This window comes from Chiayiivirga flava (genome assembly GCF_014202825.1).
Classification (GTDB): domain Bacteria; phylum Pseudomonadota; class Gammaproteobacteria; order Xanthomonadales; family Xanthomonadaceae; genus Chiayiivirga; species Chiayiivirga flava.
This window is the reverse complement of the sequence record NZ_JACHHP010000001.1, coordinates 967,356-980,462: the sequence shown is the minus strand read 5'-3', so window position 1 is coordinate 980,462 and position 13,107 is coordinate 967,356. Positions and strand designations below refer to the sequence as shown.

Here is a 13,107-nt window from a genome sequence, read left to right as displayed (position 1 = left end):
TGCGCGAGGCTGCCGGCCTGCTACATTTGCGCCACTTCCACCTGCGAGACGCTTCATGGCCAAGCAACGCCGCGCGCGCGCGCCCGTCCGATCCGCCACCGTCGATGCGCCCGAGGCGCGCCGCGTCGCGGTCGCACCCGAATGGATCGTCGTGGCGCTGGCGGCATTCGGACTGCTGCTGACCGGCTACCTCACCGCCGTCGCGTGGTGGGGCACGAGCCCCGCGCTGTGCACCGAAGGCTCGGGCTGCGATCTGGTCCAGCACAGCCGCTGGTCGACCCTGCTCGGGCTGCCGATGGCGCTGTGGGGCTTCGGCCTGTATCTGCTGATCGGGCTGGTGGCGCTGCAGCGCAACGGCCGGCTGCGGCGCTGGCGGCGGCTGTGGACGCTGTCGCTGGTGGGTGTGCTCATCAGCCTCTATCTCACCGTGGCCGGCCTCGCCGCGCTCGACGCGGTGTGCGTGTGGTGCCTGCTGTCGTTCGCGACGCTGGTGGCGATCTTCGTGGTGGTGGTGCTGCGGCGGCCGTCGTCCGCGCCCGGCACCCCGTGGCAGCGCTGGCTGATCCACCACGCCATCGTGCTGCTGCCGTTCGTCGGCGTGCTGCACGCCTGGCAGAGCGGTCTGCTCGAACCGCCGGAAAACCCGCGCCTGCAGGCGCTCGCGATCCATCTGGAGCAGTCGGGCGCGAAGTTCTACGGCGCGTTCTGGTGTCCGAATTGCCAGTCGCAGAAGGACGAATTCGGTGCCTCGGCCAATCGCCTGCCGTACGTCGAATGCAGCCCGAACGGGCGCAACGGCGGCGTGGCCTTCGAGTGTTCGAGTGCCGCCGTCACTGCGTTCCCGACCTGGGACATTCGCGGCCAGCGCTTTACCAGCGTATTGTCGCCGGAGGAGCTGGCACGGCATTCGCGCTTTGCCTGGAATGCACCGCGATGGACCGCGTCCGGGGACGAAGCGCCGCGTTGAGGCGACTTCGTGACGTGTGTCACACAAACGCTGTGGCCAGATGGCGATAACGCGAACCGAGTCAGGGATTTTCTCCTGATCCTCCTGCACAGTCGGCACCGGGGATTCTGGTGGGACATGTTGTGATGGCTGACGGTATGGCAGAGCCGGACCGCTCTGCGGACGTGCTCGGTGTCGCGTTGCGGCACGGCTTGCGCCTGTCCGGCGATCGGCTGACGATCGTGGAGACGGGCCTGGATTTCAGGGTGGCGCTGGCGCAGGACCAGGACGGTGTGGACTGGGTGTTGCGCCTGCCGCGCCGTCCCGGCGTGATGCAGCACACCGCGCGCGAGCAGCGCCTGCTGCGCCTGATCGCCACCCGCGTGCCGTTCGCGGTGCCGGACTGGAAGATCCGCAGCGACGAGCTCATCGCGTATCCGTGCCTGCCGGGGCAGCAGGCGGTCACGCTCGATCCGCAGACGCTGAAGCCGCGCTGGCATTTCGAGCGCGACAGCGCGCGCTACCGGCAGTCCTTCGCCGCGGCGCTGGCGGCGCTGCACGGCGTCGACGCCGAGGCCGTGACGCGCATCGGATTCAAGCCGATGACCGAAGACCGCCTGCGCCGTTCCACGTTCGAGGACATGCTGCGCGTGCAGCAGGAACTCGGCGTAGCCGACGCGTTGTGGCGGCGCTGGCAGGCCTGGCTCGACGACGACGACGCCTGGCCCACGCAGGCGGTGCTGGTGCACGGCGACCTGCATGTGGGCCATGTCTTCGTCGACGAGGCGGCGTGCGTGCGCGGCATCATCGACTGGAGCGAGGCGCGTCTTGCGGACCCCGCGTTCGATTTCATGCTGCACCTGCTCGGCTTCGGCGCGGCGAGCCTGGACGCGCTGATCGCCGACTATGCCGCCGCGGGCGGGCGCGTGTGGCCGCAGATGGCGCGGCACGTGGCCGAACGCCTCGCCGCGTATCCGGTGCAGTACGCACTGTTCGCGCTCGACTCGGGCGACGCCACGCATCTTGCCGCGGTGCGCGAGCGGCTGCGCTAGCGCCCCGCGCGGTGGCCCGGCCACCGCGCGCGGCAGGCACTCAGAAGCCGCGGTCGCCCGAGAGGATGCCGCCCAGGCCGCCGAGCACCGACCCTTCGCCCTTGCTGCCGCCCTTCTGGTAGGCCGCGGCGAACATGCGCCCGGCCATGCGCGAGAACGGCAGCGACTGCAGCCACACGTGGCCCGGGCCGGTGAGCGTGGCGAGGAACACGCCCTCGCCGCCGAACAGCATGCTCTTGATCCCGCCGACGGGCTTCACGTCGAAACCGACGGTGTCGGTCAGCGCCACCACGCAGCCGGTGTCCACATCGATCCGTTCGCCGGCCTTCAGTTCGCGTTCCAGGATGGTGCCGCCGGCATGCACGAAGATCTGCCCGTCGCCTTCGAGCTTCTGCATGATGAAGCCTTCGCCGCCGAACAGTGCCGTCATGATCTTCTTCTGGAAGAAGATGCCGATCGACACGCCGCGCGCGGCGCACAGGAAGCTGTCCTTCTGCGCGATGATGCGGCCGTTGTAGTTGGTCAGGTGCAGCGGCACGATGGTGCCGGGGTAGGGCGCGGCGAACGCCACCTTGGCCTTGCCGCTGGTCGCGGCGTTCGAGAACACCGTGGTGAACAGGCTCTCGCCGGTGATCACGCGCTTGCCGGCGCCGACGAGCTTGTCGAGGAAGCCGCCGCCCTGGCCGGTGTGCGAGCCGTCGCCGAACAGCGTTTCCATCTGCACGGTGGATTCCTTGTACATCAGCGAACCGGCTTCGGCGATGGCGCTTTCGCCCGGATCGAGCTCGATCTCGACGAACTGCATGTCCTCGCCGTAGATCCGGTAGTCGATCTCGTCCGCGCTGCGGCGCGCGGACGACGGCGGCGCCGGCACGGCGAGTGCGCCGCCCTCGCTCAGTTCGGTGCACGCCGAAATCGGAATCCACTCGGCGAACCCCTGGCGCCAGCAATGGCCGTTCGGATTCTGGCGCGCGTGCTGCTGGGCGGCGGCCTGGTCGAGCGGGCCGACCTGCTGGCCGTTGTAGCTGAGGAACCACTGGTGCATGGAGGTCTCCGGACGGGATGGGGAAGGCGTGACGGCTCGCGTTATTGCGGCGCGGCGATGCGTGCGTCGATGTCGGCGCGCACGGCGGGGTCCAGGCGCAGGCCGTAGGAAAGCATGTCGAGCCATTGCTTCTCGGCCTCGGTGTCGACGGTGATGGCAAGTGCCGACGCGGCGTAGATGTCTGCGGCGAGCGCCGGCGTGCCGTTCGCCACCACCTGCTGCAGCGTCTGCGGTTTTGCGAGTTCCGCGTCGAGGAAGGCGAGGGTGTCGGCGTCGAGCCCGCTGTCGCGCGCGCGGCCGAGGATGGATTCGCGCTCGGTCGCATCGATGTGGCCGTCCGCGTTGGCGGCGGCAATCATCGCGCGGATCAGCAGCACCACGGACTGCTGGCGGTCGTCGAGCACCGGCATCGCGCGCGTGGTGGGCGCGGCGGCGGGCGGGGGCGGTGGCATGGCGCTGCCGCTCGGCGGCGGTGGCGGCATGGGCGTGGCCGCCGCAGGTGCACCGCCAGGCGGAACCGTGGTGGCCCGATTGCCGGTGTTCTGGCTGTAGTGCTCCCACGCCGCCATCGCAACGCCGAGCAACCCCACGCCGAGCGTGGCCTTGCCGCCGAGCGAGCCGGTGCTGAACGCGGACCGCTTGCGCTTGCCGCGCTTGCCCCCGAAGGCATCGCCGAGCGAACCGCCGAGCATCTGGCCGAGGAGTCGTTCCGGATCGAACATGGGGCGGGGTCCTGGTCGGAAAACATCAATGGTGCCGCGCACGGGCTGCAGCGGCAATGCGGGGTCGTCTGGGACAGGACGTGGCGCGGGCGGCGACGTGACCGCAGGTCATGCGGGGCGCGGGATGTTTCACCCCCTTCCGGCTGCCGCCACCTTCCCCCGCAAGCGGGAGAAGGGTTCCTTCGATGTGCGCAGAGGAAGACCCGATCTGCGTGATGCGCGGACAGGAAGAACGGCCGAGCCCGCACCCCATCGAAGCACCCCATCGAAGCATCCTTCTCCCGCTTGCGGGGGAAGGTGGCGGCAGCCGGAAGGGGGTTTGCCGCCCCCGAAACACGCTTTCCCCTCCAACGCATGCGCATCCCGCACCCAAGCCGGCACAGCGAGGACGAAGCTCCGCTCCCCAGCCGCGCTTGTTGCTGCCATCGCCCCTTGGCATGATACGCGTTCTGCCCGGCCGCCTCGGTGACATCATGTTGATTTTCCTGCAATCCCTCCCGGGGTGCGGCCCCCGGGCACGGGCGCGCGCGGTGCCTGCGCGGCCGGTGGCCTGACGCATGGCCGACAGCGAAGGCAGCCTCGCCCCGCGCGGCCCCGTGCGGGTGCTGCATGCGCTGCGCTGGTCGCTCAACGGGTTGCGCCAGTGCTGGCGGCTCGAATCCTCGTTCCGGCTGGAGGTCTACCTGTTCGTCGTACTCGCGCCGCTCGGCGCGTGGCTCGGCGCGAGCGGCGTGGAACGCGCGTTGCTGATCGGTTCGCTGCTGCTGGTGCTGGGCATCGAGGTGCTCAATTCGGCGCTGGAGGCGGTCGTGGACCGCTGGGGCCCGGAATGGAACGAACTGGCCGGCCGCGCCAAGGACATGGGGTCGGCGGCCGTGTTCCTGCTGATGCTCAACGTGCTGCTGGTCTGGGGCATGATCCTGATCCCGCGCTGGTTGCCGGCGTAAGTCACGAGGTTTCGATGTTCGATTGGATGTTCAGCACGGAAATCTGGATCGCGCTCGCGACCCTGACCACGCTCGAGATCGTGCTCGGCGTCGACAACCTGGTCTTCATCTCCATCGCGGTCAGCAAGCTGCCGCCCGAGCAGCGGCCGTGGGCGCGCAAGTTCGGCCTGGCACTCGCGTGCGTGACGCGCATCGCGCTGCTGATCTCGCTGGCGTTCCTCGCACGCATGCAGTCCGATCTGTTCACCCTGTTCGGCAAGGCGATCTCGATCCGCGATCTGGTGCTCATCGGCGGCGGCCTGTTCCTGCTGGTCAAGGGCACGATGGAGATCCACGACGCGATGGAGGGCCACGGCGACGACGAAAGCATCGATACCAAGCCCTCGTCGAAGTTCGGCTACGTGATCGCGCAGATCGCCATCATCGACATCGTGTTCTCGCTCGATTCGGTGATCACCGCGGTCGGCATGGTCGACCACATCCCGGTGATGATCGCGGCGATCCTGATCGCGGTGGGCGTGATGATCTTCGCGTCGAACCCCATCGGGAACTTCATCGACCGTCATCCGACGGTGAAGATGCTTGCGCTGACGTTCCTGATCCTGGTCGGCGTGGCGCTGATCGCCGACGGCCTGGATTTCCACATTCCGCGCGCCTACCTCTACTTCGCGATGGGCTTCTCGATCCTGGTGGAAACGCTCAACCTTCTGGCGCGGCGCAAGCAGGCGCGCAAGCGGTCGTTGCCGGCCTCGGACGCGTGAGCGCCGTGGCCGAACCCGCACTGCTGCAACTGCGCCGCGGCGAGGAACGCCGCCTGCGCGGCGGCCATCTGTGGGTGTTCAGCAACGAGGTCGACATCGCGCGCACGCCGCTCACGGCGTTGTCGCCCGGGCAGGCGGTGCGCATCGCCGACGCCGGCGGCAAGATCCTCGGCACCGGTTACGTCAATCCGAACACGCTGATTTCGGCGCGTCTGGTGGATCGCACCGCGCATGCGCTGGATCGTTCGCTGATCGTGCACCGCCTCAACGTGGCGCTGTCGCTGCGCGAAAAACTGTATGCGGAGCCGTACTACCGGCTCGTGTTCGGCGAATCCGACGGCCTGCCCGGCCTCGTGCTCGACCGCTTCGGCGACCTGATCGTCGGACAGATCGCGACCGCCGGCATGGAAGCGCTGCGTGGCGAGATCGAGGCGGCGGTGGCCAAGGTGTTCGGCAATGCCGCGCTGGTCTGGAAAAACGCGGGATCGGTGCGACGCCTCGAAGCCCTGCCCGAGTACGTGGACGTCGGCATCGGCGCGCATGCCTCGCTCGCGCGCGTGCGCGAAGGCGGGCTCGACTTCGACATCGATCCGGTGTCGGGCCAGAAGACCGGGTGGTTCTTCGACCAGCACGCGAACCGCGATCGCCTCGCGTCCTACGTGCGCGGCGCGCGCGTGCTCGATGTCTTCAGCTACGTCGGCGCCTGGGGGATACGCGCGGCCGGCTTCGGCGCAAGCGAGGTCACGTGCGTGGACGCGTCGAAATCCGCGGTGGAGGCGGTGCGGCACAACGCGGCGCTCAACGGCATGGCAGATCGCGTCGCGGCCGTCGAAGCGGACGCGTTCGATTTCCTCAAGGCCGCGCGGCAGGAACGCAAGCGCTGGGACGTGGTGATCCTCGATCCGCCCGCATTCGTGAAACGCAAGAAGGATTTCAAGGAAGGCGCGCTTGCTTACCGCCGCATCAACGAGATGGCGATGCAAGTGCTGGAACGCGACGGCATCCTCGTGACCTGTTCGTGCAGCCACCACATGGCGCGGCAGTCGCTGCTCGATGCGATCGGTGCGGGCGCGCGCCACCTGGATCGGCAGGTGCAGATCCTCGAACAGCTGCAACAGGGGCCGGACCATCCGGTGCATGCCGCGATCCCGGAGACCGACTACCTCAAGGGCTTCATTTGTCGCGTGTTGCCGGCGTGATGGAAAAGCGGCTTGCTCCGGCTCTCGAACCCGCCTCTCTTGACGAGACGGGGGCCGGCTTGGCTCTCGATCTCGCCTCAAAGCCCTTCCCCCTTGACGGGGTAAGCAGACAAGCCCGTCCCGGTTGCGCGCACCCATGAGCCTTCTGCACCAGATCGACCCCATCGCCATTTCGCTCGGCCCCGTGGCGATCCACTGGTACGGCATCACCTATGCCGTTGCGTTCGCGATCGGATGGTGGCTCGGTCGCCGGCGGCTGCGCGCCGGCCGGCTGCCGGTCAGCGAGCAGGCGTATTCGGACCTGATCTTCTACGGCATGCTCGGCGTGGTGCTCGGCGGCAGGCTGGGCTACATCTTCTTCTACAACCTCGAGAACGTGATCGCGCATCCGCTCACCGCGTTCAAGGTGTGGGAAGGCGGCATGAGCTTCCACGGCGGTCTGCTCGGCGTGATGGCGGCCGTGGTGTGGTGGTCGCGCAGGCACCGGCTGCACGTGTTCGACACGATGGATTTCATCGCGCCGATCGTGCCCACCGGCCTTGGCCTCGGGCGCATCGGCAATTTCATCGGCGGCGAATTGTGGGGCCGGCACACCGATGTGCCGTGGGCGATGGTGTTCCCGAATTCGTTGCCGGCCGAATATGCCGATCTGCCTGCCGACGCGTTGCGCGAGCTGCACGCCAGCGGCGCGCTGGAGGCCTATGCGCGGCATCCCTCGCAGCTGTACCAGTTCGCGCTCGAAGGCGTGGCGATGTTCGTGCTGCTGTGGTGGTTCTCGTCGAAGCCGCGACCGCGTTACGCGGTGTCGGGCCTGTTCGCGCTGCTGTACGGCGTGTTCCGGTTTGCGGTGGAGTTCGTGCGCCAGCCCGATGCGCATCTGGGCTACCTCGCGTTCGGCTGGCTGACGATGGGGCAGCTGCTGTCGCTGCCGCTGATCGGCGTGGGCCTGCTCCTGCTGTGGCTGTCGCGCCGCGCGCCCACGCTGCAGCCGGTGCGATCGGACGCAACGTCCACCCCCGAGCAGGCCTGACATGCAGGCCTACCTCGATCTGCTGCGCCACGTGCTGGAGCACGGCACGGAAAAATCCGACCGCACCGGCACCGGCACCCGCAGCGTGTTCGGCTGGCAGATGCGGTTCGATCTGGCGCAGGGCTTCCCGCTCGTCACCACGAAGAAACTGCATCTGCGCTCGATCGTGCACGAACTGCTGTGGTTCCTGCGCGGCGAAACCAACATCGCCTATCTGCGCGAAAACAAGGTCTCGATCTGGGACGAATGGGCCGATGCCGATGGCGAGCTGGGGCCGGTGTACGGCGCGCAATGGCGGCGCTGGACCGGCGCCGGCGGCGTGGAAATCGACCAGATGCAATGGGTGTTGGGCGAGATCCGCCGCAATCCCGATTCGCGCCGGCTCGTCGTCAGCGCCTGGAACGTGGCCGAGCTGCCGAAGATGGCGCTGCAGCCATGCCACGCGCTGTTCCAGTTCTATGTCGCCGACGGCAGGCTCAGCTGCCAGCTCTACCAGCGTTCGGGCGACATCTTCCTCGGCGTGCCGTTCAACATCGCAAGCTATGCGCTGCTCACGCACATGGTGGCCCAGGTCTGCGACCTGCAGGTGGGCGACTTCGTGCACACGCTCGGCGATGCGCACCTGTACTCGAATCACTTCGAACAGGCGCGCGAACAGCTCGCACGGACGCCGCGCGCGCTGCCGCGGCTGGAACTGAATCCGCAGGTGCGCGACCTGTTCGCCTTTACCCACGACGACATCGCGATCCGCGGCTACGATCCGGCGCCGGCAATCCGCGCGCCCGTCGCGGTGTGACGTGCGCGACATCGCGCTGATCGCCGCGCTCGACCGCAACCGTGCCATCGGCCGCAGCAACGCGCTGCCGTGGCACTTGCCGGACGATCTGCGGCGCTTCAAGGCGCTGACCCTCGGCGGCACGGTGTTGATGGGTCGCAAGACCGCACAGTCGCTCGGCCGCGCCTTGCCGAAGCGACGCAACCTGGTGCTCACGCGCGGCGGCGTCGCGCCGTTCGACGGGATGACGGCGGTGGCCTCGTTCGAGGCCGCGCTCGGCATGCTCGCGCGCGACGAGCCGCTGTTCGTCATCGGCGGTGCGCAGGTGTATGCGCAGGCACTGCCGCGCGCGACGCATCTGCACCTGACCTGGGTCGATCTGGCCGTGGAGGACGCCGACACGTGGTTCCCGGCGGTCGATCCGGACGGCTGGACGGTCGCGTGGCGCGAAGCCCACGGCGCCGATGCGGCGCACGCGGCGGCGTTCGAGTTCGTCGACTACGTCCGGGGCTGACCGCGTCCCGCGTCGGACCGCGAGCGCGCCGTGGTCCGGCACGACGCGGGCTTTGCTAGACTCGCGGCTCGGTTCGCTGGGGGCGCGCCGAGCCGAACCGACGCCGTCGCGTCGACCGTCGAATTCTCTGGGGGTTCAAGATGAAGGTCCGATCCGGGGCGGCGCGCGCCGCCGCGTTGCTGTTGTCGATCCTGTCCGTCGCCGCGGGGCCCGCGGTCGCCATCGCGCCGGTGCACGAAGACAGCACGCACGCCGATGCGCCCGTGCCAACCCTGCGCGCCGTCGCGCAGGGTCTGGAGGCCACGCCCGCGCTGCTCGGCCACGCGGAACGCTCGATCCTCGTGCTCGACCGCCTGCGCCCGTTCCAGCAGCGGCACGGTGCCGACTGGGAGGTGCGCTGGGACCTGCGCGCCGATCGCCCGAACGTGGTGCAGGGCAGCGGCATTCCGCTCCTCCCCGGCAGCGGCAACCGCCTGGATGCCTTGCAGGGCGCCGCCGCGCAGGATGTGGCCGCGGTCGGCACGCAGGTACGTGCGCTGTTCGACACCCTGCCGGACTTGCTGCGCCTGGACGCGCTCGACCTGCGCCTGGACACGGCGCGCAGCGGCTCGTTCGGCCCGGACGCCGCGCTGTGGTTCATCGAACTGCAGCAATACCACCAGGGTGTCCCGGTCGATGGCGCGTTCGCCTACGCGCGCATCTCGCACGGCAACGTGGTGCAGTTCGGCACCGAACGCGTGAGCGAGATCGCGATCGACGCCAAGGCGCGCCAGTCGCGCGAAGATGCGCTGGCGCAGGCCTGGGACCAGCTCGCGTTCAGCGGCGACACCCGCATCGTCGAAACCATCGAGGCGGGCGAGCTGCGCATCTATCCCACGCTGCCCGGCGGCGAAGCGCCCGGGCTCGCGTTCACGGGGATGCGCGGCACCGGCTACACGCACGTGCTGGCGTGGCGGTTCGTGTTCCGCGTGCAGGGCAATCCGGCCACGTGGCAGGTGCTGTTCGACAGCCACGCCGGCCGCGTCATCGACGTGCGCGACCTCAACGTCAACGCCGACGCCACGGTCACCGGCGGCGTCTATCCGACGACCAACACCGACACCGAAATCGTGATTCCGTTCCCGTTCGCGGCGGTCACCAACAACGGCGCCAAGGTCACCGACACCGACGGCGTCTACGACTTCACCGCCGGCACCGCGACCACGTCGCTCAACGGCCGCTACTTCCAGATGAACGACACCTGCGGCGCGATCTCGCTGTCGAACAACACCGACGGCAACCTCGCGCTCGGCGCCAGCGGCGGCACCGACTGCGTCACGCCCGGCGTCGGCGGCGCCGGCAACACGCACGCCTCGCGCACCGGCTTCTACCACCTCACGCGGATCAACGAGAAGGCGCGCAGCATCCTGCCGGCCAACGCGTGGCTGCAGACGAAGGTCGGCGCGAACATGAACATCGTCGATGTCTGCAACGCGGGCTGGAACGGCAGCACGGTGAATTTCTTCCGCTCCGGCAGCGGGTGCTCGAACACGGGCGAAATCGCGGCGGTGTTCCTGCACGAGTGGGGTCACGGCATGGACACCAATTCCGGCGGCGCCGCGAACGAAAACGCCAGCGGCGAGGCGGTCGGCGACACCTTCGCCTTTCTCGAAACGCGCGATGCCTGCATCGGCCCGAATTTCCAGCCCGGCGTGCAGTGCCACAACTGCACCGACTGCACCGGCGTGCGCGATGTCGGCCAGTTCAGCACGCGCGGCTCGGCGACCATCGCCAGGCCATCGACCATCACCGACAACGCCGGCATCAACTGCGACCGCTTCGCCTGCCCGTATTCGACGCCGCAGGGCTTTCCGTACCGCGGACCGATGGGATTCCAGGGCCACTGCGAATCGCTGATCGCCGGCGGCGCCAACTGGGACCTGACCCAGAACCTGGTCGACCACTACGGCGAAAGCGGCTGGCAGCGCATGGACGACATCTGGTACAGCTCGCTCGTGCCGAGCAAGAACGCGTTCCGCGTGGCGAGCGGCGGACAGTGCAATGCCGCCGCGCAGGTCGACGGCTGCGCCGCGACCAACTGGTACACGGTCTACCTCGCGGTCAACGACGACGACGGCAACCTCGCCAACGGCACGCCGGATGCCTGCCGCATCTGGGACGCGTTCGACGCGCACGGCATCGCCTGCGGCACCCGACCGGTCTGCAGTAACGATGCGCCCGATTTCACCCTCGCCATCGGCGCCAGCCCGCAGCGCGTGTGCGCCGGCGGCAGCGCGGACTTCGTCGCACAGATCGGCGCGCAGATGGGGTTCGATGCCGAGGTGACGCTGAGCGCGAGCGGCGTGCCGGCCGATGCGTCGGCCACGTTCACGCCCAATCCGGTGGCGCCCGGCAGTGACGCGGCGCTGCAGATCGCCGTCGGCGCGGCGACGCCGGCCGGCAGTTATCCGATCGAGGTGCAGGGCACGGCCGCGGGCAGCCCCGGACATTCGGCGAGCGCGCTGCTGCTCGTCGACGCGGCGGCGCCGACGTTCCCGACGCTGACAGCGCCAGCCGATCGCGCGGCACTCGCCGGAACCAGCGCGACCTTCACCTGGCAGGCTGTGGCCACGGCCGCCACGTACCGTATCGACGTCGCGCGCGACGCCATGTTCACCGACATCGTCGCAACCGAGGACGGCCTCACCGCCGCCACGTTCACGCTCGACAACCTGGATAGCGGCGGCGCCCGCTACTACTGGCGCGTGACGGCCGAAAACGCCTGCGGCGACAGTGCAACGTCGGCCGTCTTCACGTTTGCCACCAGCGCGAATATCGAGCTGGGCTGCCGTACGCCGAATCTTGCCATCCCGGACAACAACGCGACGGGTGTCAGCGACGTGATGGCACTGAGCGCGCCGGGCACCGTCGACACACTGCAGATTCGCGTCACGGCACCGCACAGCTGGGTCGGCGACCTGAAGTTCGCCGTGGCGCACGCCGGCACCACGGTGACGGTGATCGACCGTCCGGGCGTGCCGGGTTCCACCAACGGCTGCGATGCCGACGATATCGACGTGCTCCTCGACGACGGCGCACCGACGCCGGTCGAAACCCAGTGCAGTGCGCAGGCCCCGGCCATCGGCGGCGTGCGCAGTCCGAACCAGGCGCTTGCCGGCTTCGCCGGGCACACGATCGCCGGCAACTGGACCATCAACGCCAGCGACGCCGTGGGCCAGGACACCGGCACGCTCGCCGCGTGGTGCCTGATCGCACCGCAGCCGCCCGTGCAGGCCTACAGTGTCGGCGGCACCGTGTCCGCACTCGTCGGCAGCGGCCTGGTGCTGTCGCTCAACGACGGCGAGGAACTGGTGCCCGTGGATGCGGACGGCAGCTACGCGTTCCTCACGCTGATCGACGCCGGTGGCACGTACGCGGTGTCCGTGCATGCGCAGCCCGCATCGCCGCCGCAGACGTGCGTGGTGTCCAACGCCACCGGCACGGTGACTGCGGCGGACGTGACCGATGTCGACGTGAGCTGCGCGGCGGCGACATTCAGTGTGACCGCCACCGTGGAGGGGCTGGTCGGCGAGGGCCTGCAGCTGCAGTTGAACGGCGGCGAGGTGCTGGACGTCCCGGCCGACGGCAGCGTCCAGTTCGTCGACGCGCTCGACGACGGCGAATCCTACAGCGTGGCGGTGGCAACGCAGCCGACCGCGCCGAGCCAGCTGTGCAGCGTCGCCAACGGCAACGGCATCGTCGACGGCGCGGACGTGACCGATGTCATCGTGACCTGCGTCACGCAGGACTACACCGTGGGCGGCATCGTCTCGGGATTGGTCGGAAGCGGCCTCGTGCTGGCCATCGACAGTGGCGATATGTTGAGCATCGCCGCGGACGGCCCGTTTGTGTTCCCCGTGGCGCTTGAAGATGGATCGAGCTACTCGGTGACGGTGGCGACGCAGCCGCGTGCGCCGGTGCAGCGATGCACCGTCGCCGGCGGCGACGGCACGCTCGCCGGCGCCGATGCGACGGGCATCGCGATCGACTGCGTGACGTTGCCGCTCGCGATCCTGTCCGACGGCTTCGAACGCACCACACCCTGACGCCGGGGCGGCCGCGGGCATTCCGCGGCCG

11 protein-coding genes are annotated in these 13,107 nt (G+C 69.1%); 9 read left to right on the top strand and 2 right to left on the bottom strand.

The features are described 5' to 3' along the window. Positions 1-55: 55 nt before the first annotated feature. Positions 56-967, top strand: a complete 912-nt coding sequence (locus HNQ52_RS04085; protein ID WP_183959811.1) for a vitamin K epoxide reductase family protein — start codon at positions 56-58, stop codon at positions 965-967. A 137-nt stretch (positions 968-1,104) separates the two neighbouring features. Further along, positions 1,105-1,998: a macrolide 2'-phosphotransferase gene (locus HNQ52_RS04080; protein WP_183959810.1), complete on the top strand. Its 894-nt coding sequence runs from the start codon at positions 1,105-1,107 to the stop codon at positions 1,996-1,998. 40 nt (positions 1,999-2,038) lie between these two features. Here HNQ52_RS04080 and HNQ52_RS04075 read toward each other — a convergent pair whose 3' ends face one another. Together HNQ52_RS04075 and HNQ52_RS04070 are read right to left on the bottom strand one after the other, a co-directional pair. Beyond that, positions 2,039-3,043: a TIGR00266 family protein gene (locus HNQ52_RS04075; RefSeq protein WP_183959809.1), complete on the bottom strand. Its 1,005-nt coding sequence runs from the start codon at positions 3,041-3,043 to the stop codon at positions 2,039-2,041. Between the two features lie 41 nt (positions 3,044-3,084). Beyond that, positions 3,085-3,765, bottom strand: coding sequence for a tellurite resistance TerB family protein (locus tag HNQ52_RS04070; protein ID WP_183959808.1), 681 nt, complete (start codon positions 3,763-3,765; stop codon positions 3,085-3,087). A gap of 557 nt (positions 3,766-4,322) precedes the next feature. Here HNQ52_RS04070 and HNQ52_RS04065 point away from each other — a divergent pair. The 7 genes from HNQ52_RS04065 (at position 4,323) to HNQ52_RS04035 (ending at position 13,076) form a co-directional block, all read left to right on the top strand. Further along, entirely contained in the window at positions 4,323-4,712 is a 390-nt protein-coding gene (locus tag HNQ52_RS04065; protein WP_183959807.1) for a diacylglycerol kinase, read from the top strand. Positions 4,713-4,726: 14 nt separating this feature from the next. Next, positions 4,727-5,473 (top strand): TerC family protein, encoded by a 747-nt coding sequence (locus HNQ52_RS04060; RefSeq protein WP_183959806.1) that lies wholly within the window; start codon positions 4,727-4,729, stop codon positions 5,471-5,473. 5 nt (positions 5,474-5,478) lie between these two features. Further along, positions 5,479-6,672, top strand: coding sequence for a class I SAM-dependent methyltransferase (locus HNQ52_RS04055; RefSeq protein ID WP_183959805.1), 1,194 nt, complete (start codon positions 5,479-5,481; stop codon positions 6,670-6,672). Between the two features lie 136 nt (positions 6,673-6,808). Continuing rightward, positions 6,809-7,702: a prolipoprotein diacylglyceryl transferase gene (gene lgt, locus HNQ52_RS04050; protein WP_183959804.1), complete on the top strand. Its 894-nt coding sequence runs from the start codon at positions 6,809-6,811 to the stop codon at positions 7,700-7,702. Between the two features lies 1 nt (position 7,703). Beyond that, positions 7,704-8,498: a thymidylate synthase gene (locus tag HNQ52_RS04045; RefSeq protein ID WP_183959803.1), complete on the top strand. Its 795-nt coding sequence runs from the start codon at positions 7,704-7,706 to the stop codon at positions 8,496-8,498. A gap of 1 nt (position 8,499) precedes the next feature. Further along, positions 8,500-8,991 (top strand): dihydrofolate reductase, encoded by a 492-nt coding sequence (locus tag HNQ52_RS04040; RefSeq protein WP_183959802.1) that lies wholly within the window; start codon positions 8,500-8,502, stop codon positions 8,989-8,991. A gap of 140 nt (positions 8,992-9,131) precedes the next feature. Further along, a complete protein-coding gene (locus tag HNQ52_RS04035; RefSeq protein ID WP_183959801.1) occupies positions 9,132-13,076 on the top strand; it encodes a hypothetical protein in 3,945 nt (1,314 codons plus the stop codon). The last annotated feature ends 31 nt before the right edge of the window (positions 13,077-13,107 follow it).